Origin of the sequence: Quadrisphaera sp. DSM 44207, assembly GCF_900101335.1 — a bacterium.
Classification (GTDB): domain Bacteria; phylum Actinomycetota; class Actinomycetes; order Actinomycetales; family Quadrisphaeraceae; genus DSM-44207.
In genome coordinates, this window is the sequence record NZ_FNKA01000003.1 from 665,523 (window position 1) to 691,430 (window position 25,908).

Below are 25,908 nucleotides of genomic sequence, written 5' to 3' on the forward strand. Positions count from 1 at the left end.
GTGGACATCGACCTGGCGGCGCTGCGGGCGGTCGAGCGGGAGCGGGAGGTCCCGTTCGAGGTCCTGGTCACCGCCATCGAGCAGGCCCTCCTCGTGGCCTACCACCGCACCGAGGGCGCCCACCCGCGGGCCCGCGTCCAGCTGGACCGCAAGACCGGCCACGTCGTCGTGCTCGCCTCGGAGGTGGACGAGCAGGGGCGGGTGAGGGAGTGGGACGACACCCCCAGCGGCTTCGGGCGCGTGGCGGCCAGCACGGCGCGCCAGGTGATCCTGCAGCGGCTGCGCGACCTCGAGGACGAGCAGGTGCTCGGCGCCTTCGCCGGCAAGGAGGGCGACATCGTCAGCGGCGTCGTCCAGCAGGGCCGCGACCCCCGCGTGGTGCAGCTGGACCTCGGCGCGGTCGAGGCCGTGCTCCCGCCGGCCGAGCAGGTGCCGGGGGAGCGCTACCCGCACGGCGCGCGGCTGCGCGCGTACGTGCTCTCGGTGCGCCGCGGCCCCAAGGGCCCCGTGATCACGGTCTCGCGCACGCACCCGGACCTCGTGCGGGCGCTGTTCGCGCTCGAGGCCCCTGAGGTCGCCAGCGGCGTCGTGCAGATCACGGCGATCGCCCGCGAGGCCGGGCACCGCACGAAGATGGCGGTGCGCGCGACCGCTGCGGGCGTCAGCGCCAAGGGCGCCTGCATCGGGCCGGTGGGCGCCCGCGTGCGCGCGGTGATGAACGAGCTGCACGGCGAGAAGATCGACATCATCGACCACAACGACGACCCGGCGACCTTCGTGGCCAACGCGCTCTCGCCCGCCCGGGTGACGTCGGTGACGGTCGTGGACGCCGCGGCGCGCTCGGCCCGCGTCGTCGTCCCCGACTACCAGCTGTCCCTGGCCATCGGCAAGGAGGGCCAGAACGCCCGGCTGGCGGCGCGGCTGACCGGCTGGCGCATCGACATCCGGCCCGACACCGAGGAGCAGCAGCCCGCCGCCGCCGGGAACACCGGCCCCACCCGGGAGCGCTAGACTGGCCGTGACCGGGCGTCGCGCTCGGCAGATCCCTCCGGCACCCGCGCCGGGGAGCCGCACGGCCGCTTCCGGGCCGGTGGAGCCCCAGCGCACGTGCGTGGGCTGCCGGCAGCGCGGTGACCGGTCGCGGTTGCTGCGCGTGGTCGCGGCCGGGGTGGACGGCGTCGTGTCGGCCGTTCCGGACCCGCAGGCACGGCAGCCGGGGCGGGGTGCCTGGGTGCACGCCGACCCGGCGTGCCTCGACCTCGCCGAGCGCCGGCGGGCCTTCTCCCGCGCCCTGCGCCAGCAGGGCCCGGTGGACGCCTCCGCCGTCCGGGCGCACCTGCAGCAGGCGCCAGCACCACCGGCACGTCCCGCACCACCGGCGCCACCGGCACGACCAGCAGCACCACCGCCAGCACCGTCCACACCGTCGACGAGCACCGGAAGCGGGTCAGCATCTGATGGGCACCCGATGAGCTCCCAGCGATGAGCACCCCCCAGAACTAAGACGGTCCTGCCTGTCCGGCCGGGCCGAGACAGGAGAGATGTGGCAAAGGTCCGGGTCTACGAGCTCGCGAAGGACCTCGGTGTCGAGAGCAAGGTCCTCATGGCCAAGCTCACCGAGATGGGCGAGTTCGTCCGGTCGGCCAGCTCGACCATCGAGCCGCCGGTCGTCCGCAGGCTGAAGTCCGAGTACCCCGCTGACGGCAACGGCTCCGCCGTCCGTCCCGCTGCGCCCGCGGCGCCGACCCCGGCTCCGCGGCCCGCAGCCGCAGCGGCTCCGGCCGCTCCCGCCGCGCCGCGCACGAGCGTCCCCGCCGGCGCTCCGCAGCGCCCCGCTCCCGCGGCGCCGTCCCCGGCGGTCGTCGCCGCCCCCTCCCCGGCCGCTCCGCAGCCTCCCGCACCCGCGCGGCCCGCCGCCGCGGCCCCTCCGGCGGCCCCCGCCGCCGCCCCGGCTCCTGCGCCGGCCCCCGCGGCGCCGGCACCGGCCGGGCCGGCTCGCCAGGGCCCGACCCCCGGCCCGCAGCGCCCGGCGGCCCCGGTGCCGGGCGGGCAGCGTCCCGCCGCGCCGCGCCCCGGTCCGGCCGCTCCGGCCGCTCCGAGCGGCCGTCCGGGTGCTCCCGCCGACCCGCGCGTCACCGCGCGCTCGGACGCCCCCGCGCGTCCCGACGCCCGTCCCGACGCCCGTCCGGCGGCTCCGCGCCCCGGTGGCGGTGCGCCGGCCGCTCCCGGTGGTGGTTCCCCGCGTCCGGGCAACAACCCCTTCGCCACGTCCCAGGGCATGCCCCGCTCCGGCGGGCCGCGCCCCGGTGCCCCGCGTCCGGGCAACAACCCCTTCGCCACGTCCCAGGGCATGCCGCGCCCCGGCGGGCCGCGCCCGCAGGCGCCAGCGGCGGGCGCTCCCGCGGGTGCCGGCGACCGTCCGGGCGGTCCGCGCCCGGGTGGTCCCCGTCCGGGCGGCCCGCGCCCGAACCCGGGCATGATGCCCGGCCGCTCGGCCGTCGGCCGTCCCGGTGCTCCCGCCCGCGGCGGCGCCGGCGGGCGTCCCGGTGCGCCGGGCCGTCCGGGCGCACCCGGCGCGGGTGCCGGTGCCGGTGCCGGCCGTCCGGGGGGCCCGCCGACCGGCGGGTTCGGCAAGGGCAGCCGCGGTCGCGGCGGCACGCAGGGCGCGTTCGGCCGCAGCGGCGGCCGTCCCGTCCGGGGCCGGAAGTCCAAGCGGGCGAAGCGCCAGGAGTTCGAGGCCATGCAGGCGCCGTCGGTCGGCGGCGTCCAGGTCCGCCGCGGTGACGGCACGACCGTGGTGCGCCTGCGCCGCGGCGCGAGCCTGACGGACTTCGCGGAGCGCATCGACGCCAACCCGGCGAGCCTGGTCACGGTCCTCTTCCACCTCGGGGAGATGGCCACCGCGACGCAGTCGCTCGACGAGGACACCTTCCGCCTGCTCGGGGCCGAGCTCGGCTACGACATCCAGGTCGTCTCCCCGGAGGACGAGGAGCGCGAGCTGCTCGCCGGGTTCGACATCGACCTGGACGCCGAGGACGACGACGAGGAGGCCCTGGTGGCGCGGCCGCCGGTGGTCACCGTCGTCGGCCACGTCGACCACGGCAAGACGAAGCTGCTGGACGCGATCCGCTCCACCGACGTGGTGGCGGGCGAGGCCGGCGGCATCACCCAGGCGATCGGCGCCTACCAGGTGCACACCACCCTGGAGGGCGAGGACCGCGCGATCACCTTCATCGACACCCCGGGCCACGAGGCGTTCACCGCCATGCGCGCCCGCGGTGCCCAGGTGGCCGACATCGCGATCCTCGTCGTGGCCGCGGACGACGGCGTCATGCCGCAGACCATCGAGGCGCTCAACCACATGCAGGCGGCCGGCGTGCCGATCGTCGTGGCGATCAACAAGATCGACAAGGAGGGGGCGAACCCCGACAAGGTCATGCAGCAGCTGACCGAGTACAACCTGGTGGCCGAGCAGTACGGCGGCGAGACCATGTTCGTGCCGATCAGCGCGCTGCGGCGCCAGGGCATCGACGACCTCCTCGAGGCCGTCCTGCTCACCGCCGACGCGGCGCTGGACCTGCGGGCCAACCCCGACAAGGACGCCCGCGGCGTCGCGATCGAGGCGCACCTGGACAAGGGCCGCGGCCCCGTCGCCACGGTGCTCGTGCAGTCCGGCACCCTGCGCGTCGGCGACGCGATCGTGGCGGGCAACGGCTTCGGCCGCGTGCGGGCCATGCTCGACGAGCACGGCGCGCCCGTGGACGCCGCGGAGCCGTCGCGTCCGGTCCTGGTCCTCGGCCTGACCGCCGTGCCCGGCGCCGGCGACACCTTCCTGGTGGCGCCCGACGACCGGACCGCCCGGCAGATCGCCGAGCGCCGCGAGTCGGCCCAGCGGGCCGCGTCCCTGGCGCGCCGCCGCAAGCGCATCAGCCTCGAGGACCTCAACGAGGCCCTCGCCGCCGGCAAGGTCGAGACCCTCAACCTCATCATCAAGGGTGACGGGTCCGGCTCGGTCGAGGCGCTGGAGGACGCGCTGCTGAAGATCGAGGTCAGCGACGACGTGGAGCTGCGGATCATCCACCGCGGCGTGGGTGCGATCACCCAGAACGACGTCAACCTGGCGACGGTCGACAACGCCGTCATCCTCGGCTTCAACGTCCGGCCCGCCGAGCGGGTCGGGGAGATGGCCGAGCGCGAGGGCATCGACATCCGCTACTACTCGGTCATCTACGCGGCGATCGACGACGTCGAGCAGGCCCTGCGCGGCATGCTCAAGCCGGAGTTCGAGGAGGTCCAGCTGGGCACCGCGGAGGTCCGCGAGGTCTTCCGCTCCTCGAAGTTCGGCAACATCGCGGGCTCGCTCGTGCGCAGCGGCGTGATCCGCCGCAACGCCCGGGCGCGGCTGCTGCGCGACGGCGTCGTGGTCGGCAACGACCTGGCCATCGAGTCGCTGCGGCGGTTCAAGGACGACGCGACCGAGGTCCGCGAGGGCTTCGAGTGCGGCATCGGCCTGGGCTCCTTCAACGACATCAAGGAGGGCGACGTGGTGGAGACCTTCGAGATGCGGGAGAAGCCGCGCGCCTGATGTCCGGCGCCCGCTGAGCACGGGGTGGCCCTGCGCCCGTCCTACGGGCGCAGGGCCACCCCGTGCTCGTGGGCGGTGAGCACGAGGACGCCCAGCGAGGAGGAGTGCGGTGTACGTCGGCACGCTCGTGCTGGACCTGCTGCTCGGCGACGTGCGGTCGCTGAAGCAGAAGCGCTCCGCGGTGCGCCCGGTGATCGCCGAGCTGCGCCGCCTGGACGTCGCGGTGGCCGAGACCGGCCACCTCGACCTGCACCGGCGCGCCGAGGTCGGCGTCGCCGTCGTCGCGGCGGACGCCGCGCACTGCCGGCGCGTCCTCGAGACCGCCGAGCGCCTCGTCGCCGCCCGACCCGAGCTGGACCTGCTCTCCGCCCGCGTGCGCGTGCGCGCGGACGACGACGAGGACTGACCCCACCCGTGCACGACCCGCGGGCCGCTCGGCCCTCGGGTCCCGACCGAGGAGGACGCCGTGGCCGACCCCGCCCGCGCCCGCAAGCTGGCCGACCGCATCAAGGTCGTCGTCGCCGAGACCCTGGAGCGGCGGGTGAAGGACCCGCGCCTGGGCTTCGTCACCGTCACCGACGCCCGGGTGACCGGTGACCTGCAGCACGCGACCGTCTTCTACACCGTCCTCGGCAGCGACGAGGAGCGCGCCAGCACCGCCGCCGCGCTCGACAGCGCCCGCGGGGTGCTGCGCTCGGAGGTCGGCCGCCGCACCGGCGTCCGGCTGACCCCGACGCTGGAGTTCGTCGCCGACGCCCTGCCCGAGACCACCGCGCACCTGGAGGACGTTCTCGCGCGCGCGGCCGCCCAGGACGCCGCGGTCGCCGCCCTGGCCCGCGGCGCCTCCTACGCCGGCGACGCCGACCCGTACCGCCGTCCCGAGGACGAGGACGGCGAGGACGCCGAAGACGCCGCCGCGGACGAGGAGCCGGGCGCCGCCGACGGGCGCCCGTGAGCGCCCCGGTCCCCCGCGACCCCCCGCAGGCGGGCGGTGCCCCCACGGAGGTGCCCCCGGGCCTGCTCGTCGTCGACAAGCCCTCGGGGTGGACCAGCCACGACGTCGTCGCCCGCACCCGCCGCCTGGCGGGCACCCGCAGGGTCGGCCACGCCGGCACGCTGGACCCGATGGCGACCGGGGTCCTCGTGCTCGGCCTCGGCCGCGCGACCCGCCTGCTCGCGCACGTGGTGGGCGCCGACAAGGAGTACCTGGCCACCGTGCGCCTGGGGGCGGCCACCGTCACGGACGACGCCGAGGCCGAGGTGGTCTCCCGCGCCGACGCCTCGGGGGTGCCCGAGGACGCCGTGCGCGCCGCGGTCGCGGCGCTGACGGGGGACCTGCTGCAGGTGCCCAGCTCCGTCAGCGCCGTCCAGGTCGACGGGCGCCGCTCCTACGCCCGCGCGCGCGCGGGGGAGGACGTCGTCCTGGCCGCGCGGCCGGTCACCGTGCGCGCCTTCGACGTGCTCGCCCAGCGCCGCGCCGACCTGGACGGCACCCCGGTGCTGGACGTCGACGTGCGGGTCGAGGTCACCTCCGGCACCTACGTGCGCGCCCTCGCGCGCGACCTCGGGGCCGCCCTGGGCGTGGGCGGGCACCTGACCGCCCTGCGCCGCACCCGCGTCGGGAGCTTCGGGCTCGACGCCGCCGCCGACCTGCGGCGCCTCGAGGCGGACGGCGTCGCGGCCTCCCTGCTCGCCCTGCCCGACGCGGCGCGGGCGGCCTTCCCCGTCTGGGACGTCGACGCCGGGCAGGCCCGCCGCCTCGCGCACGGCCAGCGCCTGCCCGCCGAGGCGCTGCCCGACGGTGCCCCAGGAGGCGGGCAGGAGCCGTCCGGGCCCGTGGCGGCGATCTCCCCCGACGGCCGGCTGGTCGCCCTCGTGGAGCGCACGGGCGGCGCGGTGCGTCCGGTGCTGGTGCTCGCGGAGCCCGCCGACCTGCCCTGACGCCTCGTGCGCCCGGCGACGCTGCGGAGGCGCTGAGGACCCCGGAGGGCGCGTGGCGGCTCCCGCGCGGCTGCGGCGCCGGCGCGCGGGGTCAGCGCGCGGGGTCAGCGCGCGGGGTCAGCGCGGCGACGGGCCCCCGTAGCCCCCGGAACCACCGGAGCCCCGGCGGGTGGCGCGGTTGCGCAGGTCCGCGATCCTCGCCTGCGTCTTCGGGTCCCGCGCCATCTGCTGCGCCTTGCGGGCGGCGGTGGTGATCACGCGCTGCCCCTGGGGCGTGCGCGCGAAGGCGACCAGCCTGCCGACGATGCCTGCCACGTGCGTCCTCCTCGCGGTGCGTCCGGCGCGCCCGGCGCGCCCTCGACCCCAGCCTGCCCCGCCCGCCACCGCGCCGTGAACCCGGCCCCGGCAGACTTGGCCCCGTGGAGCGCTGGCACGACCTTCCCGAGGTGCCCGAGGGCTACGGGCCCTCCGTCGTGGCGATCGGCAACTTCGACGGGGTGCACCGCGGCCACCGCAGCGTCCTGGCCGTGCTCGTCGAGCAGGCCCGCCGCCGCGGCGCCCGCGCCGTGGCCGTCACCTTCGTGCCCCACCCGCTGCAGGTGCTCCACCCCGAGCGCGCCCCGCAGCTGCTCGCGCACCCGGTCGACCGCCTGGACCTGCTCGAGGAGGCCGGCCTCGACGCCGTCCTGGAGATGCCCTTCACCCGCGAGCTGGCCTCCTGGACCCCGGAGCGCTTCGTCGTCGACACGTTCGTGAAGGCCCTGGGCGCCGCCGCCGTGGTGGTGGGGCGCGACGTGCGCTTCGGGCGGCGCAACTCCGGGGACCTGGAGACGATGCGCCGGCTCGGCCGCGAGCACGGCTTCGAGGTCCTCGCGCTGGAGGACGAGGTGGGGGAGGGCCGGCGCTGGTCCTCCACGTGGGCCCGCGAGGCGCTGGCCGCCGGGGACGTCGCGACCGCCGCCGAGGTGCTCGGGCGCCCCTACCGCCTGCGGGGCGTCGTCGTGCACGGCGACCACCGCGGGCGGGAGCTGGGCTACCCGACCGCGAACCTCGCCGGCGTCGAGACGCTCGTGCCGGCCGACGGGGTCTACGCCGGGTGGATGGTGCGGCTCGACCTGCCGGCCGACCACCCCGACCGGGTGCTGCCGGCGGCGGTCTCCCTCGGCACCAACCCGACCTTCGACGGGCTCGAGCAGCGGGTGGAGGCCTACGCGCTGGACCGCACCGACCTCGACCTGTACGGCGAGCGCGTGGCCGTGGACCTCGTGGAGCGGCTGCGGCCCACGCTGCGCTTCGGCTCCGTCGACGAGCTGGTCACCCAGATGGACTCCGACGTCGAGCGCTGCCGCCAGGTGCTCGGCGTGAGCGTCTGAGCGCCGCTGGTAGGATCGAGGACGCCGTACGCACCGGCCGCGGAGCGAGAGAGCCCGGGTGGACCTGCCCCGGAGCGCCGCGCAACGACCCCGAGGAGCTCGAAGAGCATGCCGCTCGACGCCGCCACGAAGCAGCGCATCATGACCGAGTACGCCACCGCCGACGGCGACACCGGCTCCCCGGAGGTGCAGGTCGCGCTGCTCACGCAGCGGATCAAGGACCTGACGGAGCACTTCAAGGAGCACAAGCACGACCACCACAGCCGTCGTGGGCTGCTCCTGCTCGTCGGCCAGCGCCGCCGCCTGCTGCAGTACCTCGCCAAGACCGACATCAACCGGTACCGGTCGCTGATCGAGCGGCTCGGCATCCGCCGCTGACCCCCGCGACCCCCGGCCGCCCGGCCGGGGGTCGCGCCGCACTCCCCACCTCGCACCACACCGCCACCACCACCGCCGCGAGCGGGACGGCGCGCCGCGCCGGTCCTCGGTAGTGGCCTCCGGGACCAGCGCCCGTGGGCCTCGATCGGGAACCGGGCCCGCGTCCGTCCGCGACCGGCCCGAACGAACAGGAGGGCACCCGTGGAGGGTCCCGAGATCACGTCCGCCGAGGCGACCATCGACAACGGCCGCTTCGGCACCCGCACCGTGCGCTTCGAGACGGGCCGCCTGGCCCGCCAGGCCGCCGGCTCCGTCGCCGCCTACCTCGACGGCGAGACGATGCTGCTGTCGACCACGACGGCGAGCAAGCAGCCGAAGGACCACTTCGACTTCTTCCCGCTCACCGTGGACGTCGAGGAGCGCATGTACGCCGCCGGGCGCATCCCCGGCTCGTTCTTCCGCCGCGAGGGCCGCCCGAGCACCGACGCCATCCTCACCTGCCGCCTGATCGACCGGCCGCTGCGCCCGTCGTTCGTCTCCGGGCTGCGCAACGAGGTCCAGGTGGTCATCACGGTGCTCTCGCTGCACCCGGACGACCCGTACGACGTCCTGGCGATCAACGCCGCGTCGGCGTCCACCCAGCTGTCCGGCCTGCCGTTCTCCGGCCCGGTCGGCGGCGTGCGCGTCGCGTTGATCGACGGTCAGTGGGTGGCCTTCCCGCGCCACTCCGACCACGAGCGCGCGGTCTTCGACATGGTCGTCGCCGGCCGCGTCGTGGGCGACGACGTCGCGATCATGATGGTCGAGGCGGAGGCCACCGAGGCCGCCTGGGACCTCGTCCAGGGCGGTGCGGGCGCCCCGACCGAGGACGTCGTCGCCGCCGGCCTGGAGGCCGCCAAGCCCTTCATCGCCGAGCTGTGCCGGGCGCAGTCGCAGCTGGCCGCCGAGGCGGCGAAGGAGACGGTGGAGTTCCCCCGCTTCCTCGACTACGCCGACGACGTGCTCGAGGCCGTCGCCGCCACCGCCTCCGAGGAGCTGGCCGCGGCGCTGACCATCGCCGGCAAGCAGGAGCGCGAGGCCCGCACCGAGGAGGTCAAGGCCGCCGTCAAGGCGCAGCTGGCCGACCGCTTCGAGGGCCGCGAGAAGGAGGTCAGCGCCGCCTTCCGGTCGCTGACCAAGCGGCTCGTGCGCCAGCGCATCCTGCGCGACGGCGTGCGCATCGACGGCCGCGGCCTGCGCGACATCCGCCAGCTGTCGGCCGAGGTCGACGTCCTCCCGCGCGTGCACGGCTCGGCCCTGTTCGAGCGCGGGGAGACCCAGATCCTCGGGGTGACGACGCTGAACATGCTCCGCATGGAGCAGCAGCTCGACACGCTCTCCCCGGAGACCCGCAAGCGGTACATGCACAACTACAACTTCCCGCCGTTCTCCACGGGCGAGACCGGCCGCGTCGGCTCCCCGAAGCGGCGCGAGATCGGCCACGGCGCCCTCGCCGAGCGCGCGCTGGTGCCGGTGCTGCCCACCCGCGAGGAGTTCCCCTACGCGATCCGCCAGGTCTCCGAGGCCCTCGGCTCCAACGGGTCCACCTCGATGGGCTCGGTGTGCGCCTCGACCCTGTCGCTGCTCAACGCCGGCGTGCCGCTGCGCGCGCCGGTGGCGGGCATCGCGATGGGCCTGGTCTCCGACACCGTGGACGGCGAGACGCGCTACGCGGCGCTGACCGACATCCTCGGCGCCGAGGACGCCTTCGGCGACATGGACTTCAAGGTCGCCGGCACGCGGGAGTTCGTCACCGCGATCCAGCTGGACACCAAGCTGGACGGCATCCCCGCCCAGGTCCTCGCCGGCGCGCTGACCCAGGCCCGCGACGCGCGCCTGCACATCCTCGACGTCATGGCCGAGGCCATCGACCGCCCCGACGAGATGGCCCCCACCGCGCCGCGCGTGATCACGGTGAAGGTGCCGGTCGACAAGATCGGCGAGGTCATCGGCCCCAAGGGCAAGATGATCAACCAGATCCAGGACGACACGGGCGCCGACATCTCCATCGAGGACGACGGCACCGTCTACATCGGCGCGGTCGACGGGCCCTCCGCGGAGGCCGCCCGCTCGGCGGTCAACGCGATCGCCAACCCGCAGATGCCGGAGGTGGGCGAGCGCTACGTCGGCACCGTGGTCAAGACCACGACGTTCGGCGCGTTCATCTCCCTCACCCCGGGCAAGGACGGCCTGCTGCACATCTCCAAGATGCGGGCCCTGACCGGCGGCAAGCGGGTGGAGAACGTCGAGGACGTCCTGTCCGTGGGCCAGAAGGTGCAGGTCGAGATCACCGAGATCGACCCGCGCGGCAAGCTGAGCCTGTCCCCGGTCGTCGAGGGCTCCGAGGACGGCGGCTCCGCGGACGGCGGCTCCGCCGGCGCCTCGGGCGACGGCGCCGCCGAGCAGGCCGCCCCGGCCGGGGCCAGCGCCTGACGTGGCCGCCGTCCCCCTGCCGCTGACCGGCACGGACGGCACCCGCACCCTCTCCGGGGAGGACGCCGGCGCGCTCGTGCGCCGCAGCGTCCTCCCCGGAGGCGTCCGGGTGCTGACCGAGGCCGTCCCGGGCATGCGGTCGGTGACCGTGGGCGCCTGGGTGGGCGTCGGCTCGCGCGACGAGGCCTCCGGTCACCACGGCTCCACGCACTTCCTCGAGCACCTGCTCTTCAAGGGCACCGCCCGGCGCACCGCGATGGACATCGCCGCGGCCTTCGACGCCGTGGGCGGGGAGTCCAACGCCGCGACCGGCAAGGAGCACACGACGTACTACGCGCGCGTGCTCGACGCCGACCTGCCGATGGCGATCGACGTCATCGGCGACATGGTCACCTCGGCGACGATCACCGAGGAGGACGTCGCCAGCGAGCGCGGCGTCATCCTCGAGGAGCTCGCCATGAACGACGACGACCCCACCGACGTCGCGCACGAGCGCTTCGCCGAGCAGGTCTTCGGCGAGGGCACCCCGCTCGGGCGGCCCATCGGCGGCACGGCGCAGTCGATCCTCGACGTCCCCCGCGACGCCGTCCTCGCCCACTACCGCCAGCACTACACCGCGCCCGGGATCGTCGTCACCGCCGCCGGCGGCCTCGAGCACGAGGCCGTGTGCGCGCTCGTGCGCGAGGCCCTCGGGCGCGCCGGGTGGGACCTCGCTGAGGGCGCCCGGCCGCTGCCGCGCCGCTCCAGCGCCCTGCAGGTGCCCCCGCCCGCCGCGGGCGGGGTGCTGACGGTGGAGCGGCCCACCGAGCAGGCGAACGTGCTGCTCGGCGGGCTCGGCGTCCCCGCCGCGGACCCGCGCCGCCACGCGCTGGCGGTGCTCAACGCCGTCCTCGGCGGCGGCATGAGCAGCCGCCTGTTCCAGGAGGTGCGCGAGAAGCGCGGCCTGGCGTACTCCGTGTACTCCTTCGGCGCCGGCTACGCCGACGCCGGCTACTTCGGCCTGTACGCCGGGTGCGCCCCGGCGAAGACGGCGCAGGTCGTACAGCTGCTGGCCGAGCAGTGGCAGCTGCTGGCCACCGACGGCGTCGGCCGCGAGGAGCTGGAGCGCGCGGTCGGGCAGGTGCGCGGCGGCACGGTGCTGGCCCTGGAGGACTCCAGCGCCCGCATGTCCCGCCTGGGCAAGGCCGAGCTCGTGCACGGGGAGTGGCTGAGCGTGGAGGCGGCGCTGGCGCGCACCGCGGCGGTGACCGCCGACGACGTCCAGGCCCTCGCCGCCGCCCTGTGGGAGCAGCCGCACCACCTGACCGTCGTGGGGCCCTTCGACGCCGACCCGGTGCCCACCGCCCCCTGAGCGGGGCGCGGGGGGCGGGCGCGGAAGCAGCAGCGGCCGCCCGCTGTTGCTCGCGTGGACAGCTGACCAGCCGCCGGGACGCCGGCGGCACGGACCGGAGGAGGCGCCGTGTTCACCGGCATCGTCGAGGAGCTCGGCCAGGTCGTCGCCGTGGAGGCCGGCCGCGACAGCGCCCGCGTGGTGCTGCGGGGCCCGCTGGTGACCTCCGACGCCGGCCACGGGGACTCCATCTGCGTCAACGGCGCCTGCCTGACCGTCACCTCCTGGGGCGAGGGGGAGTTCACGGCCGACGTCATGGCGGAGACGCTGCAGCGCACCACCCTCGGCGGCCTGCGGCCCGGGGACCGCGTCAACCTCGAGCGGGCCGTGCCGGCCGGCGGGCGCCTGGGCGGGCACGTGGTGCAGGGCCACGTCGACGGCGTCGGGCGGGTGCTCGACCGCACGCCCGGGGACGCGTGGGAGACGGTGCGCTTCGCGCTGCCCCGCGCGCTCGGCCGCTACGTGGCCGAGAAGGGCTCCATCGCCCTCGACGGCGTGTCCCTGACGGTGGTCGCGGTCGAGGACGCCGACGAGGAGACCTCGGTCGTCACCGTCGGCCTCATCCCCACCACGCTGGCGGCGACGACGGTGGGCCGCGCCGCGCCCGGCACGCCCGTCAACGTCGAGGTCGACGTCGTCGCCAAGTACGTCGAGCGCCTGCTCGGCTCGCGCGCCGCGCCGGCGGGGCGGCCGTGAGCGACGGCGGCCCGCCCGCACGGGTCCCAGTCGAGGAGGCCCTGGTCCAGCGCCGCGCCAGCGCGCGCCTGCCCACCCGGTACGGCGCCTTCACCGCGGTCGGCTACACCGGCCCGGCGCCGGGCAGCGAGGTCGTCGCGCTCGTGGCGGGCGACGTCGAGGACCTGGGCGGTGAGCGCGCGCGGGGCCCGGGCGGGGACCTGCTCGTGCGGCTGCACTCCGAGTGCCTGACCGGCGACGTCTTCGGCTCCACGCGCTGCGACTGCGGCCCGCAGCTGCAGGCGGCGCTGGAGGCCGTGGCCGCGGAGGGGCGCGGCGTGGTGGTCTACCTGCGCGGACACGAGGGGCGCGGCATCGGCCTGCTGCCCAAGCTCGCCGCCTACGCGCTGCAGGACGACGGGCGCGACACCGTGCAGGCGAACCTGGAGCTGGGGCTGCCCGCCGACGCCCGCGACTACGCGGCCGCGGCGCAGGTGCTGCGCGACCTCGGGGTCCACCGCGTGCGCCTGCTGACCAACAACCCGGCGAAGGTGCACGCCCTCGCCGAGCACGGCGTGCAGGTGGTGGCGCGGGTGCCGCTGGAGGTCGGGGCGGGCCCGGAGAACCTGGGCTACCTGCAGGCCAAGCGCGACCGGATGGGCCACCAGCTGAGCGGGCTGGACGAGCAGGGCGAGGCCGAGCCGGCCACGGCGGGTGCCGCCGCGGCCGGGACGGCGACGACGAGGGGAGCGGGTCGAGGGTGAGCGGAGCCGGAGCGCCGCGGGTGCGGCTGGAGGGGGCCGGCGGCCTGAGGGTGGCCGTCGTCGCCGCCTCCTGGCACGAGCGGGTCATGGACGGGCTCGTCGGCGGGGCCCGGCGCGCCCTGGCGGAGGCCGGCGTGGCGGACCCCCTCCTCGTGCGCGTGCCGGGCTCCTTCGAGCTGCCGGTGGCCGCGCTGCGGCTGGCGCGCGCCGGCCACGACGCCGTCGTCGCGCTCGGGGTCGTCGTCCGCGGCGGCACCCCCCACTTCGAGTACGTCTGCTCCGCGGCCACGAGCGGCCTGACGGACGTGAGCACCGCGACGGGCGTGCCCGTCGGCTTCGGCGTCCTGACCTGCGACACCGAGGAGCAGGCCCTGGACCGCGCCGGCCTGCCGGGCTCGCGCGAGGACAAGGGCCGCGAGGCCGTCGAGGCCGCCCTGGCGACCGCGCTGGCCCTGCGCGCGGTGGGCGCCTGATGGCGCCGCTGCGGGTCGCCGTGGTCGGCGCGGGCGGGCGCATGGGCACCGCGGCCTGCGCGGCGGTCGAGGCCGCGGACGACCTGCAGCTCGTCGCGCGCATCGGGCGCGGGGACGACGTGCGGGAGGCCGCCCGCGCCGGCGCGGACGTCGCGGTGGAGCTGTCGGTGCCCTCGGCGGCCCCGCACCACGTCAGCGAGCTGATCGACGCCGGCGTCCACGTCGTCGTCGGCACCACCGGCTGGGACGACGCGGCGCTGACGCGGCTGCGCGGGGAGCTGGCCCACCCCAGCGTCCCGGAGGGCGTCGGGGTGCTCATCGCCCCGAACTTCGCCCTCGGAGCCGTGCTGCTCATGCGCTTCGCCGCGCAGGCGGCGCCGTACTTCGAGTCCGTGGAGGTGGTGGAGCTGCACCACCCCGCCAAGGTCGACGCGCCCAGCGGGACGGCGGTGCGCACCGCCGAGCTCATCGCGGCCGCCCGGCGCGAGGCGGGCGCCGGGCCGGCGCCGGACGCGACGAGCTCCGCGCTCGACGGCGCGCGCGGCGCGCCCGTGGCCGGCGTGCCGGTGCACAGCGTGCGCCTGCGCGGGCTGACCGCCTCCCAGGAGGTGCTGCTCGGCTCGGCGGGGGAGGTCCTCGCGCTGCGCCACGACGCCACCGAGCGCTCGGCGTTCATGCCGGGGCTGCTGCTCGGGGTGCGCCGCGTGGCCGGCCACCCCGGCCTGACCGTCGGGCTCGAGCACTACCTCGACCTCGGCTGAGCCGGAGGCCCTCGGCGTGCGCGCGAAGGTCGTCGTGGCGGTGCTGCTGGCCGCGCTGCTGCTCTACCTGCTGCTGCTCGGCCAGCGCGGCTGGCTGCTGATCGCCTCCGGGCAGGGCCCGGTGCCGGTGCTGTTCGGCCTCGGCGTGCTGCTGCTGCCGCTGCTCGTGGCCTGGGCGGTGCTGCGCGAGCTGGTCTTCGGGGTGCGCACCGAGGCCATGGCCCGCGAGCTGGACGCCGCCGGGCGCCTGCCCGTCGACGACCTGCCCCGCACCCCGAGCGGGCGGGTGCAGCGCGCGGCGGCCGACGCGGCCTTCGCCCGCTACCGGGCGGAGACCGAGGCCGACCCGCAGGACTGGGGCGGCTGGTTCCGCCTCGGGTGCGCCTACGACGCCGCAGGGGACCGCCGGCGCGCCCGACGGGCGCTGCGGCACGCCTCCGCCCTGCGTCGCGCCCGCTCCGGCTGAGCGGCGGGCGCGCGAGGAGCGCGCTGCCCTGCGCGGCGGCAGGCGCCGGGCCCGGCGGTGAGGGCTGGGCGCGCCTACCGCGGTCGCGCTGCCGGGCCCGCGGCCGCGCGCGCGGCCGCGGCGGCGACCTGCTCCAGCGGCCCGCGCTCCCCGGTCAGGCGCCACAGCAGGCCGATCGCCACGGCGCCGAGGGCGTGCACGAGGTAGAGCGCGGTGTCCGGCAGCAGCAGCTGCATCGGCGCGATCAGCAGCACGTGGGTGGTGTAGAGGGTCAGCGTCATCGACCCGGGCGCGGACACCGGCAGCAGGGCCCGCGCCCCCGCCGCCGAGCGGGAGACGAGCAGGCACAGCCCCAGCACGGCCAGGGCCGTCCCGCTGGTGGACAGCAGGTCGAACGGCGTTCCCGAGTGGGGCGCCGCGACGGTGAGCCAGGCCCACGAGGTCGTCGGCGTCGTCCCGTACAGCGACGAGCGCAGCGCGACCTGCAGCGGCTCGCCGGCGAGGGGGGAGTCCGGCGGCAGGCTCGCCGCGAGGGCCCGCACCCCGCCCGCAGCGTCCAGCAGCACCCGGGAGGCGAGCACGGCCGCGACGGCGAGGACGGCGCCGCCGACGGCCGCCCGGGCCGCTGCGCCCGCCCGGTGCAGGTCGAGGCGGCCGACGGCCAGGCCGACGAGCACGTACCCCGTCCACTGCAGCGCCGGGTAGTAGCCGGTGAGCACCAGCTCGGTGAGCAGCTGCACCGGATCGAGCAGCGACAGCCACGACGGGACGTCGCCCGGCCCCGGCGGCGCGAGGCGGCGCAGCAGGTGCCCGAGGACGGGGGAGAGGAGCGGCCAGGCCACCGCGAGCATCCCCAGGGTGCGGGCGCGCAGCCCGAGGAAGGGCACCGCGACCGCGAACAGCACCCCGTAGACGACGAGGATGATCGCGATCGGGCTCGGCCACAGCGCGAGGGTCAGCCCGACGGCCGTGACCACGCCGGCGCGGGCGAGCACCCCGCGGCGCGCCGCGGCCAGCGCCGCGCCGGTGCGCGGGTGCGGGCCGCCGCTGGCGAGGGCGAGCCCGACGCCGGCGAGGACGGCGAACAGCGCCGAGGCGCGTCCGCTGAACAGCAGGTGCGCCGCGGTCACCCGCCCCGCGGCGTCGGTCTCCGGCAGCACGTGCACCGCCATCATCCCGAGCAGCGCGAGACCGCGGGCGGCGTCCACCCCGCTCAGCCGGTCCCGGCGCCCCGTGGGCGCCGCCGTTCCCGCCCGCGTCGTCGAACCGCTCATCGCCACCCCCGCGCGTCCGGGGGCCTCAGCCCCACCCGGTGCTCCGCAGCATGGCGGCCGTCGCCGCGGCGAGCACCACGGCGAGGAGGAACGGGGCCCGCAGCGCCAGCGCCGCGGCCGCCACGAGCAGGGCCGGCACCCGCGCGTCCGGCACGAGCGAGCGCCCGTCGGCGAGCGCCTGCACGGCCGTCAGCGCGGCGAGCAGCGCCACGGTGCCCAGCGCCGCGGCGCGCGCGGTGCCCGGCCGGTCCAGCCACCGCGGCGGCGCGAGGTGCCCGGCCAGCTTGACGGCGAAGCACGCCGCCGAGGCGACGAGCACGAGGCAACGCCGCCACCATCCTCGGGCTGTGATCTCGGCCAGCAGGACAAGCGTGCTGCAGCCTCGAGGTCCGCCGGTGACGCGGTCGAGGTCCTCCGCACCAGCGTGGTTCCTGACCCGCTCAGCCCCTGAGCTCCCGGCTGAGGGTGTCCCGCAGCAGGCACCGGCATCGGGCGAGCCGTGCGGGGCACCGGCTACCCACCAGACCCATCGACTCGCAGCATCGTCGGCACGGTCGAGGTCGTCGGCACGGTCGAGCTCGTCCTGCGCTGCCTGCCCAGGCAGCAGCTGAGCAAGACCCACGAGTCGACCGTCGGAGCAGTCGGTGATGATGGCGCCGTGGCGGGGGGCGCTGTGAGCGGCGGCGGTGAGAGGCAGTCTCAGGATTCCTCGTCGATGGCCGTTGACGCCGTTGCCGCCGCTGCCGCTACCGGGGTCGGTGCTCTCGTTGGGGGTTCGCCCGGCGCCATGGCCGGCGCGGCGATGCAGCCGCTGCTCACCCGGGCGCTGGAGCGCGCGGGAGCTGAGATCGGCATCTGGCGACGTCGCTCCGCGGCGAGGGTCCTCGAGGATGCCTCGCGCCGGTTAGACCGCAGTCCTGACGACGTCGTGGAGCTGGCCACCCGGTCGCCTCAGTCGGCGCAGTTGTTGGCCGAGACGCTGTTCGCTGCGGCGCGCACGGTCAACGAGCAGAAGGTCCGCGCTCTGGCACGGGCGCTGGCCAATGGGCTACGTGATGACGAGGCGCGCCCGGACGAGGAGCAGCTCGTGGTGGCAGCCCTCGGTGAGGTCGAGGCTCCCCACATCAAGGTCCTCACACACCTGGGCCCTGAGCGGGCACGCTTCCGCACTCAGGCGACCGGTCTTCGCAGCCGGACTACGACGAGCCGTGGACGGCACCCGGCCTCCCTCGCCGAGGAGTGCCGGCTCAGCCGGGCGTCGGTGCGGGCCGTGCTGTCAGTGCTGGAGCGAGCCGGGATGGCTGTCCCCGACCAGGGATCGGAGACCACCCGGATCGACAAACTGATCATCGAGGTGCAGCAGGAGGTCAACAAGATCGCCAACCTCCTGCTCAACCCGCCCGAGAACGGCAAGATCCCGAGCAGCAAGAGACCGCACGAGCTGCGGCGGCCTGGGTCGCCCGCAACGGCCGGCTGGGTGATCACACCCTTCGGCCAGCTGTGCTTGGACTACCTCGAGGATGCCTAGGTCACCATCGCACCCAGTGATGCGCTGGAGGAAGGAGCGGACCAGCCGCTCGCTGAGGACGGGCTTGAAGACGGGTCCTAGGCTGGCCCGCGCCTAGGGTCGGCGGTGTGCAGCGGTGCAGCATCTCCTCCGGCGGGCCCTACGAGGACGTGTACGGCTACAGCCGCGCGGTCCGCGTCGGTGGGCAGGTGCACGTGTCCGGGACGACGGCTCGCGAGCCGGACCTCGACGCCGACGCCTACGGGCAGGCTCGCGCCGCCTGGCGGATCATCGAGGAGGCGCTGCAGCAGGCGGGCAGCGGCCTAGACGCGGTGGTGCGCACCGTCACCTACGTGACCGACATCGCCGACGCCGATCTGGTCGCCCGCGCCCACCGCGAGGTCGTCGGCCACGTGCGCCCGGCAGCGACCCTGGTGGCCGTCCGGGCGCTGCTGGACCCGCGGATGCGCGTGGAGATCGAGGTCTACGCCCTCGACCCGCTCTGAGAGCAGCCCCTCCCGCTGAGTCCTGCGGTGATCACCTACCGTGCCACCCTCGAAGTCGTCCTCGACGTCTGCATCGTCTGCGGGCGAGGCCGTTGACACACGTCGTCGACGTGCTGGTCGCTCGCGCCGGCGAAGGTCACCGGTTCCCAGTCGACGTCCCCCCGAGGAACCGTTGCGCCGATCCTGGTGTCCACGGCGTCTGCTCCAGCGGCCTGCGCATGGTGACGCGGGGCCAGGCGTCCAGGCCGCGGTCGGCCTCGGCTCGCCGCAGCGCCGCCAGTTGCGGAGGCTGCTCGCCATCAGGCAGGACGACGAACCCGAGCTTGGCGTAGTACGGGGCGTTCCAGGGCACGAGCTTGAAAGTGGTCAAGGTCATGTTCGACAGGCCCTGCCCGCGAGCCCACCCCTCCGCGATCTGGATCAGCTCCCGGCCGATGCCCCGGCGGGCGTGCGCGGGGTCGACGGAGACCTGCTCGACGTGGGCGCCCCCGGCCACGACGTCCACCAGCAGGTACCCGACGACGTGGCCGCGCTCCTCCGCGACCCAGGCGCGACCTGCTCGCTGGTACTCGGCCAGGTGCTCGATCGGTGGCGGCTCTTCCTCGGCGACGGCGTCCATGCCCAGCGCTCGGAACGCTGCCCCCGCCGCCTCCTCGATGCGCTGCACGCGGTGCAGGTCACCGGGTCGGGCCGAGCGGATCCTCGTCACGCACTCATCGTGGCAACGTTCTGATGACAACGTCGTGATGACAACACAGGAGGGTGCACGCCGGTCCGGCTGCCGCCGGCGGCCCGACGGGTCAGGGCAGGAGGGATGACGAGGCCTCCTCGGCGAGCAGCACCTCGCCGGCGTACGCCTGCCGGGCGGCCGCACCAGAGACCTCCCGGTCGTTGCCGGGCCACAAGTGGGTGAGCAGGAGCCGTCGGGCGCCGGCGCGGGTCGAACACGGACGCCACCGCAGTCGGGTCACCGTCCTCGAGCGCGACCAGCGTCTCGAGGACGCCAGCGGGTGCGTACAGCGGGATCGCCGCGGCGGCGCGCCGGGTGAACCAGCGGACCCGCAGCAGCGCGTGCAGGTCGACCACGTGGTCCGGGTGCGCGCGCGTGGTCACCACCGCGTCGATCCCGTCGGCGGCGGGGGAGCCCGGCAGCGCGAGCCGGCACGGCAGCGTGCCGTAGCCGAGGTCGAGCGCGACCCGCGTGTGCGGCCCGCGGCGACCAGGACGGCGGCACGATCGACGTCGTGGTGGCGAGCCGGTCGACCGCGCGGGTGCGGGTGCTGACGTGGAACATGTGGTGGCGGTTCGGGCCGGCCTGGCGCAGCCGCCAGCCGGCGCTGCCGCACCACCTGCGGCGGGTGGACCCGGACGTGGTGGCGCTTCAGGAGTGCTGAGGCACCGAGGAGACCACGCAGGCGCACGAGCTCGCCGCTGGCTGCTCCTGCACGCCGGCTTCGTGGCGCCGGGCCTGCCTCCGGCGCCGGACCCGCCCGAGACGCCCGACCAGGCCGGCGTGGAGGTCGGCATCGGCGTCCTCAGCCACTGGCCGCTGACCGACGTCCGCGCGGTGGCCCTGCCGGCTCGCCACCGCACCCCGGCCCCGGTCGCGGCGGCCGTCGAGGTGGCGCGCCTCGCCGGGCCCCTGCCCGTGCTCCTGTGCGACGACCTGAACGCCGCCTCGCACAGCCCGGTGCTGCGGCCGGTGCACGAGGCCGTGGTCGACGCCTGGGCGGCCGGAGGGAGCGACCCCGCCGCGGCGACCCTGCGCTCGGACCACCCGCAGGCGCCGCTGGAGGCCACCGAGCTGATCGACCCTCGCATCGACCACGTCTTCGTCCGTCCTGGCCGACCCGGTCTGCAGGTGCTCGTCGAGTCCGTCGCCGTGATCGGTGACCCCGTGGACGGGGTGCACGGGACTCCTCCGCGCGACGGGCCCGGTCCTCCAGGGCCGCCATCGTGGCGCGGCGGCTCTGCACCGCGACAGCGACGGCTGCTGCGGTGCACAGCCACAGCACCACGTCCTGGCGCCCCCACGCGGCCTCGCCGAGCAGCACCACCAGGACCGACAGCACGCCGAGCGAGACCGACACGATCGCGGCGGCCGCGATCGTCTGCGCCCGGGGCCGGCGCAGCCCGTAGTCGAAGACCGCCACCGCGACGGCGAGCTGAGCCAGGTTCACCTGCCAGCCGCCCGCGATCGCCACCCCGGTCGCGGCGCCCGTCCCGGCGAGGGCGAGCAGCGGCCTGCGTCGGCGCTGGGTCAGGGCCAGGGCGCTGCCCACCGTGAGGGCGACGTCCGGGCCCGTGAGCACCACGTCCTCTGACCGTCGGGCGTCCAGCGAGGTCCCCGGGCGGCGCGGTCGTCCGGTCGCGCCCTCACGGTGAGAAGACCCCGCGCCCCGGTTCGTAGGCTTCCGCCCGTGGACCTGCGCCCTCTGCCGCCGCCGACGGGCCTGCCCCTCGGCCTCGACGCCCTGACCGGCCGCGCCTTCGCCGCCGTGCTGTTCGACATGGACGGCACGCTCGTCGACTCCACGCCGGTCGTCGTCCGCTCCTGGCTGCGCTGGGCGGCGGAGGAGGGCGTGGACCCGGCGCGGCTGACCGGCATGCACGGGGTCCCCGCGGCGGGCATCGTCGAGCGCCTGCTGCCGGCGCCGCGGCGCGCGGCCGCCGTCGCCCGCATCGACGCCATCGAGCTGCAGGACGTCGACGGCGTCGTGATCCTGCCCGGCGCGGCGCAGGCGCTGGCGGCGCTGCCGCCCGGGCGGGCCGCGATCGCGACGTCGTGCGGCCGGTCCCTGGCCCGCCTCCGGATGGCGGCCACCGGCCTGGCCGCTCCCGCCGTGGTCGTCACGGCCGACGACGTCGAGCGCGGCAAGCCCGACCCGCAGCCCTACCTGCTGGCCGCCTCCCGGCTCGGGGTCGACCCGGCGGCGTGCCTGGTCGTCGAGGACGCGCCCAGCGGGCTGACGTCCGCGCGCGCCGCCGCGTGCGCGACGCTGGCCGTGGCCACCAGCCACGTGGTCCCCGAGCTGCTCGCCGCAGGAGCGGACGCCGTCGTGCGCGACCTCTCCGGCGTCGTCCTGGACGTCGGGGACGAGGGGGTGCGGGTGCGTCCCGCGGCGGCGTCCTCGGCCGTCAGGGCCTGATCATCGTCACCCCGGCCGGAGAGCGGCCCTGCGCCGTCGCCGCCATCGCGGCGGGCACGTCGTCCAGGCCGATCCAGGTGCCGACGAGGTCCTGCGGGCGCAGCCGGCCGGAGGCGACCAGCGCCACCAGGCCCGGGTAGTCGCGCGCGGACATCCCGTGGACGCCCAGGAGCACCAGCTCGTGGCTGACCACCCGCGAGACGCGCACCACCGGCTCGGCCGGCACCAGGCCGATCTGCACGTGCCGCCCCCGGGCGGCGAGGGAGCGCAGCGCGAGGTCGATCGTCTCGGCGCGCCCGAGCGCCTCGACGCTGACCTGGACACCGTCCGGGTGCACCTGGCGCAGTGCGGCGTCGAGCTCCTCCGGCGCCGTCGACGAGGAGTCGATCGTCGCCGCAGCGCCCAGGGACGCCGCCCGCTGCAGCGCGGCCGCGTCGACGTCCACCGCGACGACCCGTGCGCCGAGGGCCACGGCGACCATCACCGCGCTCAGACCCACCCCGCCGCAGCCGACGACGAGCACGGCCTCGCCCGCGCGCACGCGCGCCAGCAGCACCAGGCCGCGGTAGGCGGTGGCGAAGCGGCACCCGAGCAGCGCCGCGGCCCCGGCGTCCACGTCCTCGGGAACGGCGACCAGGTTCTCGTCCGCCTCCTCCACGCGCACCAGCTCCGCGAAGGACCCGTCGTGGGTGAAGCCGGGCTGGGTCTGGTTCCGGCACACCTGCCCGTTCCCGCTCGCGCACTCCGGGCACCGCCCGCAGGCGCACACGAACGGCGCGGTCACCCGCTGCCCGACGCCGAAGGCCGCCACCTGCGAGCCGACCGACACGACGCGCCCGACGAGCTCGTGGCCGGGGACGTGGGGGAGGCGGACGCTCGCGTCGTGGCCCGCCCAGGCGTGCACGTCGCTGCGGCACAGGCCGCTCGCCTCCACCGCGAGGACGGCGCCCCGCGCCCCCGCCACGGGCGGCGGCACGTCCTGCACCGCCAGCGGCCCTCCGAAGGCCTCGAACCGCACCGCTCGCACGCGCCCTCCTCGCCGGCTGCACCCGTTCCTGATCCTGCCCGACCCGCCCGACCGCGGCGCAGGGCCGGAGAGGGTGCCGGTGCGCGCATGGGCCGCGGCCGCCCGGGTAGTCCGCCGCCGTGAGCGAGACGACGAACGGCGGGGTCACCAGGGTCGAGGCGGCCGCTGCGGGCACCGGGGGCATGGGCCAGCGCTACCTGGCCGCGGGCTCGCAGGTCGCGATGCGCCTGTGGGACGAGCAGCCGGCCAGCGGAGGCGAGCCGCAGGTGGCGCGGGACTACGAGACGGTCGGGTACGTGATCTCCGGGCGGGCCCGGCTGCGCGCCGGGGACCAGGCGCTGGAGCTCGGGCCCGGCGACTCCTGGGTGGTGCCGAGCGGGAGCGAGCACACCTACGAGATCCTCGAGGCCTTCACCGCCGTGGAGGCGACCTCCCCGCCGGCGCGGCGGGGCGGGCGCGACGCCCCGCCCCGCTGAGCGCCTACGATCCCGGGCGTGGCGGACACCCAGTACGAGGACCTGCTGGCGCGCGTGATGGCCACGGGCACGCGCAAGTCCGACCGCACGGGCACCGGCACCCGCAGCCTCTTCGCGCAGCAGCTGCGCTACCCCCTCGAGGCCGGGTTCCCGCTGGTGACGACGAAGCGGGTGCACTTCCGCTCCCTCGCCCACGAGCTGCTGTGGTTCCTGCGCGGCGAGCGCAACGTGGCGTGGCTGCAGGAGCGCGGGGTGACGATCTGGGACGAGTGGGCCGCCCCCGACGGCGACCTCGGCCCCGTCTACGGCGTCCAGTGGCGGGCGTGGCCCACCCCGGACGGCGGGCACGTGGATCAGATCGCCCAGCTGCTGCAGACGCTGCGCACCGACCCGGACTCGCGGCGCATGGTCGTCTCCGCCTGGAACGTCGGGGAGATCCCGCAGATGGCCCTCCCGCCCTGCCACGCGCTGATGCAGTTCTACGTCGCCGACGGGCGCCTGTCGTGCCACCTGTACCAGCGCAGCGCCGACCTCTTCCTCGGCGTCCCGTTCAACATCGCCAGCTACGCCCTGCTCACGCACATGGTCGCCCAGCAGGTCGACCTCGGCGTCGGCGAGCTCGTGTGGACGGGCGGGGACTGCCACGTCTACGACAACCACGTCGAGCAGGTGCGCGAGCAGCTGGGGCGCGACGCGCACGACTTCCCCCAGCTGCGGCTGCGCCGGGCGCCGTCGCTGTTCGAGTACGCCTACGAGGACTTCGAGGTCGTCGGCTACCGGCACCACCCGGCGATCAAGGCCCCGGTCGCGGTGTGAGCACGGTCGGGCTGATCTGGGCCCAGGCCGCCAACGGCGTGATCGGCGACCGCGGGCGCCTGCCGTGGCACCTGCCCGAGGACCTCGCCCGGTTCAAGGCGCTGACCACCGGCAGCACGGTCGTGATGGGGCGGGCGACCTGGGAGTCCCTGCCCGAGCGCAACCGCCCGCTGCCGGGGCGGCGCAACGTCGTCCTCACCCGCCGTGCCGGGTGGGCGGCCGAGGGCGCGCTCGCGGCGGGCTCGGTGGAGGAGGCCCTGGCGCTCGCCGGCGGCGACGCGTGGGTCATCGGCGGTGCCCGCGCGTACGAGGCCGCGATGGCGCACGCGGACCGGCTGGAGGTCACCGAGCTGGAGGACGCCTTCGCCGGGGACGTGCGCGCGCCGGCGCTCGGGGCCGGGTGGCGCCTGGCGCGGCGCGACCCGGTCGACGGCTGGCGCACCTCCCGCACGGGCCTGCGCTACCGCGACCTGAGCTACGCCCGGGGTTGACGACTGCCGTCACGCCGGGTGACGGTTGTCAGCTGCTCGGGCCGCGAGGGTGCGGTCCGACCGACCTGCTGGAGCTCCTGGTGCCCCTGTCGTACCTGTCGTACCTGTCGTCGCTGTCGTCGCGCGTTCCGCGTTCCGGGCGGCTGGTCGCCGCCGCCGTCTCCGGCGCCGGCCTGGCCCTGGCCGCCGCCGCCCCCGCCACTGCCGTCGCCACCGCCGCTGCCTCGTCCGGCTCGTCCGACCGGGTGCTGGACGAGGGGGTGGAGGTGTACGTCGACCCCGGCAGCACCACCCTGGCGGCCGCCCAGACCCTGCAGGGCCGAGCGCGCGAGGACGCCCTGCTCCTCGGCAGCTTCCCCACGGCGCACTGGCTGACCGGCGGCACGCCCAGGAGGTGCGCCAGGAGGCCCGGGACGTCGTCCTGGCCGCTGACCAGGCCGACCAGGTGCCGGTCCTGGTCGCCTACAACCTGCCCTTCCGCGACTGCGCCCAGTACTCCGCCGGCGGGGCGAGGAGCACCGCCGAGTACGAGGCGTGGGTCGACGCCGTGGCCCGCGGCATCGGCTCCCGCGAGGCCGTGGTGATCCTCGAGCCCGACGGCCTCGGCATCATCCCCTGGTACACGAACGCCGCCGGCGAGCTGGAGTGGTGCCAGCCGGCCGAGGCCGACCCCGCCACGGCCGCCGCCGAGCGCTTCGAGCAGCTGGACCACGCCGTCGACGCCCTCACCCGCCTGAGCAGCACGGCGGTCTACCTCGACGGCACCCACAGCGACTGGCTGAGCGTCGGCGAGGTCAGCGACCGGCTGCTGCAGGCCGGCGTGGAGCGCACCGACGGCTTCTTCCTCAGCGTCTCCAACTACCAGGAGACCGAGGACCTGGTCGACCACGGGGAGTGGATCTCCCGCTGCACCTCCCTGGGCACCCGGGTGGAGGGGTTCGACCCCACCACCTGCGCCAGCCAGGACCCGCCCTCGACCGCCGCGGAGGCCGACGCCTGGTACGAGCGGGCCTTCGCCGAGGCGGGCCTGGGCTTCGACCCGGACGACGCCGCGCACTTCGTGATCGACACCAGCCGCAACGGCCGAGGCCCGTGGACGCCGACGCAGACGTACCCGGACCCGCAGGTGTGGTGCAACCCGCCGGACCGCGGCCTGGGCCTGCGTCCCACGACGGACACCGGCCACCCCCTCCTCGACGCCCACCTGTGGGTCAAGGTCCCCGGTGAGTCCGACGGCCAGTGCTACCGGGGCACCTCCGGCCCGCAGGACCCCGCGCGCGGCGCGGTGGACCCCGCCGCCGGTCAGTGGTTCCCCGAGCAGGCCCGGGAGCTGATCGAGCTCGCCGACCCACCCGTCTGAGGCGGGCGCCCGGACAGCGGCGGT

At 76.3% G+C, this 25,908-nt stretch carries 27 protein-coding genes and 1 pseudogene; 23 read left to right on the plus strand and 5 right to left on the minus strand.

Annotation, left to right across the window (positions count from 1 at the left end; genetic code table 11):
- From nusA to truB, 6 genes are all read left to right on the plus strand, one after another.
- Positions 1-1,011, plus strand: coding sequence for a transcription termination factor NusA (gene nusA / locus BLS82_RS13510; RefSeq protein ID WP_092866745.1), 1,011 nt, complete (start codon positions 1-3; stop codon positions 1,009-1,011).
- Positions 1,012-1,111: 100 nt separating this feature from the next.
- The gene (locus BLS82_RS16825) at positions 1,112-1,486 is read left to right on the plus strand and encodes a YlxR family protein (RefSeq protein ID WP_218123905.1); all 375 of its coding nucleotides are present in this window, start codon (positions 1,112-1,114) and stop codon (positions 1,484-1,486) included.
- Between the two features lie 57 nt (positions 1,487-1,543).
- Positions 1,544-4,585 carry a translation initiation factor IF-2 gene (infB, locus tag BLS82_RS16640; RefSeq protein WP_092866747.1) on the plus strand — a complete coding sequence of 1,014 codons (3,042 nt, stop codon included), beginning with the start codon at positions 1,544-1,546 and terminating at the stop codon, positions 4,583-4,585.
- A gap of 109 nt (positions 4,586-4,694) precedes the next feature.
- Positions 4,695-4,991 carry a DUF503 family protein gene (locus BLS82_RS13525; protein WP_092866749.1) on the plus strand — a complete coding sequence of 99 codons (297 nt, stop codon included), beginning with the start codon at positions 4,695-4,697 and terminating at the stop codon, positions 4,989-4,991.
- Positions 4,992-5,051: 60 nt separating this feature from the next.
- A complete protein-coding gene (gene rbfA / locus BLS82_RS13530) occupies positions 5,052-5,540 on the plus strand; it encodes a 30S ribosome-binding factor RbfA (protein WP_092866751.1) in 489 nt (162 codons plus the stop codon).
- Entirely contained in the window at positions 5,537-6,526 is a 990-nt protein-coding gene (gene truB / locus BLS82_RS13535; protein ID WP_255378331.1) for a tRNA pseudouridine(55) synthase TruB, read from the plus strand. The genes rbfA and truB overlap by 4 nt, the downstream gene beginning before the upstream one ends.
- Positions 6,527-6,643: 117 nt before the next feature.
- Here the strand turns inward: truB and BLS82_RS13540 are convergent, their stop codons facing one another.
- Positions 6,644-6,841: a hypothetical protein gene (locus BLS82_RS13540; protein WP_092866753.1), complete on the minus strand. Its 198-nt coding sequence runs from the start codon at positions 6,839-6,841 to the stop codon at positions 6,644-6,646.
- A 104-nt stretch (positions 6,842-6,945) separates the two neighbouring features.
- On the opposite strand from BLS82_RS13540, the gene BLS82_RS13545 reads away from it, so the two are divergent.
- The 9 genes and pseudogenes from BLS82_RS13545 (at position 6,946) to BLS82_RS13580 (ending at position 15,278) form a co-directional block, all read left to right on the plus strand.
- Positions 6,946-7,899: a bifunctional riboflavin kinase/FAD synthetase gene (locus BLS82_RS13545; RefSeq protein WP_092866755.1), complete on the plus strand. Its 954-nt coding sequence runs from the start codon at positions 6,946-6,948 to the stop codon at positions 7,897-7,899.
- A gap of 108 nt (positions 7,900-8,007) precedes the next feature.
- Positions 8,008-8,277: a 30S ribosomal protein S15 gene (gene rpsO / locus BLS82_RS13550; protein ID WP_092866757.1), complete on the plus strand. Its 270-nt coding sequence runs from the start codon at positions 8,008-8,010 to the stop codon at positions 8,275-8,277.
- Positions 8,278-8,478: 201 nt separating this feature from the next.
- Entirely contained in the window at positions 8,479-10,749 is a 2,271-nt protein-coding gene (locus BLS82_RS13555; protein WP_092866759.1) for a polyribonucleotide nucleotidyltransferase, read from the plus strand.
- Between the two features lies 1 nt (position 10,750).
- Positions 10,751-12,100: a M16 family metallopeptidase gene (locus BLS82_RS13560; protein WP_092866761.1), complete on the plus strand. Its 1,350-nt coding sequence runs from the start codon at positions 10,751-10,753 to the stop codon at positions 12,098-12,100.
- A gap of 108 nt (positions 12,101-12,208) precedes the next feature.
- Complete coding sequence (locus tag BLS82_RS16125) at positions 12,209-12,835, plus strand: riboflavin synthase (protein WP_092866763.1); 627 nt, start codon at positions 12,209-12,211, stop codon at positions 12,833-12,835.
- Positions 12,836-12,870: 35 nt separating this feature from the next.
- Positions 12,871-13,578: pseudogene (ribA, locus tag BLS82_RS16130) on the plus strand (GTP cyclohydrolase II); the annotation flags it as partial.
- Positions 13,575-14,051, plus strand: a complete 477-nt coding sequence (gene ribH / locus BLS82_RS13570; protein ID WP_092866765.1) for a 6,7-dimethyl-8-ribityllumazine synthase — start codon at positions 13,575-13,577, stop codon at positions 14,049-14,051. The pseudogene ribA and the gene ribH, both read left to right, overlap by 4 nt.
- On the plus strand, positions 14,051-14,812 hold the full coding sequence (gene dapB, locus BLS82_RS13575) for a 4-hydroxy-tetrahydrodipicolinate reductase (RefSeq protein WP_092866767.1): 762 nt from the start codon (positions 14,051-14,053) through the stop codon (positions 14,810-14,812). Before ribH ends, dapB begins: the two co-directional genes overlap by 1 nt.
- 16 nt (positions 14,813-14,828) lie before the next feature.
- On the plus strand, positions 14,829-15,278 hold the full coding sequence (locus tag BLS82_RS13580; RefSeq protein WP_092866769.1) for a hypothetical protein: 450 nt from the start codon (positions 14,829-14,831) through the stop codon (positions 15,276-15,278).
- Between the two features lie 74 nt (positions 15,279-15,352).
- On the opposite strand, the gene BLS82_RS13585 is transcribed toward BLS82_RS13580, so the two are convergent.
- Positions 15,353-16,552, minus strand: coding sequence for a heparan-alpha-glucosaminide N-acetyltransferase domain-containing protein (locus BLS82_RS13585; RefSeq protein WP_092867086.1), 1,200 nt, complete (start codon positions 16,550-16,552; stop codon positions 15,353-15,355).
- A 25-nt stretch (positions 16,553-16,577) separates the two neighbouring features.
- Positions 16,578-16,871, minus strand: coding sequence for a branched-chain amino acid transporter AzlD (locus tag BLS82_RS13590; RefSeq protein WP_092866771.1), 294 nt, complete (start codon positions 16,869-16,871; stop codon positions 16,578-16,580).
- Positions 16,872-17,051: 180 nt separating this feature from the next.
- On the opposite strand from BLS82_RS13590, the gene BLS82_RS13595 reads away from it, so the two are divergent.
- Both BLS82_RS13595 and BLS82_RS13600 read left to right on the plus strand, forming a co-directional pair.
- A complete protein-coding gene (locus BLS82_RS13595; protein ID WP_092866773.1) occupies positions 17,052-18,080 on the plus strand; it encodes a hypothetical protein in 1,029 nt (342 codons plus the stop codon).
- A 107-nt stretch (positions 18,081-18,187) separates the two neighbouring features.
- Entirely contained in the window at positions 18,188-18,565 is a 378-nt protein-coding gene (locus BLS82_RS13600) for a RidA family protein (protein WP_092866775.1), read from the plus strand.
- A 136-nt stretch (positions 18,566-18,701) separates the two neighbouring features.
- Here the strand turns inward: BLS82_RS13600 and BLS82_RS13605 are convergent, their stop codons facing one another.
- Positions 18,702-19,274 carry a GNAT family N-acetyltransferase gene (locus tag BLS82_RS13605; protein ID WP_255378332.1) on the minus strand — a complete coding sequence of 191 codons (573 nt, stop codon included), beginning with the start codon at positions 19,272-19,274 and terminating at the stop codon, positions 18,702-18,704.
- A 535-nt stretch (positions 19,275-19,809) separates the two neighbouring features.
- On the opposite strand from BLS82_RS13605, the gene BLS82_RS16515 reads away from it, so the two are divergent.
- Together BLS82_RS16515 and BLS82_RS13615 are read left to right on the plus strand one after the other, a co-directional pair.
- Positions 19,810-19,959 (plus strand): endonuclease/exonuclease/phosphatase family protein, encoded by a 150-nt coding sequence (locus tag BLS82_RS16515; protein WP_176819045.1) that lies wholly within the window; start codon positions 19,810-19,812, stop codon positions 19,957-19,959.
- A gap of 1,026 nt (positions 19,960-20,985) precedes the next feature.
- Positions 20,986-21,714 (plus strand): HAD-IA family hydrolase, encoded by a 729-nt coding sequence (locus tag BLS82_RS13615; RefSeq protein WP_255378333.1) that lies wholly within the window; start codon positions 20,986-20,988, stop codon positions 21,712-21,714.
- On the opposite strand, the gene BLS82_RS13620 is transcribed toward BLS82_RS13615, so the two are convergent.
- A complete protein-coding gene (locus BLS82_RS13620) occupies positions 21,704-22,741 on the minus strand; it encodes an alcohol dehydrogenase catalytic domain-containing protein (protein ID WP_092866777.1) in 1,038 nt (345 codons plus the stop codon). The two genes, BLS82_RS13615 and BLS82_RS13620, sit on opposite strands and share 11 nt — an antisense overlap.
- A 119-nt stretch (positions 22,742-22,860) precedes the next feature.
- On the opposite strand from BLS82_RS13620, the gene BLS82_RS13625 reads away from it, so the two are divergent.
- From BLS82_RS13625 to BLS82_RS13640, 4 genes are all read left to right on the plus strand, one after another.
- Complete coding sequence (locus BLS82_RS13625; protein WP_092866779.1) at positions 22,861-23,217, plus strand: cupin domain-containing protein; 357 nt, start codon at positions 22,861-22,863, stop codon at positions 23,215-23,217.
- Positions 23,218-23,235: 18 nt separating this feature from the next.
- Positions 23,236-24,033, plus strand: a complete 798-nt coding sequence (locus BLS82_RS13630; RefSeq protein WP_092866781.1) for a thymidylate synthase — start codon at positions 23,236-23,238, stop codon at positions 24,031-24,033.
- Entirely contained in the window at positions 24,030-24,524 is a 495-nt protein-coding gene (locus BLS82_RS13635) for a dihydrofolate reductase (protein ID WP_092866783.1), read from the plus strand. The genes BLS82_RS13630 and BLS82_RS13635 overlap by 4 nt, the downstream gene beginning before the upstream one ends.
- Before the next feature lie 394 nt (positions 24,525-24,918).
- Positions 24,919-25,884 carry a glycoside hydrolase family 6 protein gene (locus BLS82_RS13640; protein ID WP_218123908.1) on the plus strand — a complete coding sequence of 322 codons (966 nt, stop codon included), beginning with the start codon at positions 24,919-24,921 and terminating at the stop codon, positions 25,882-25,884.
- The last annotated feature ends 24 nt before the right edge of the window (positions 25,885-25,908 follow it).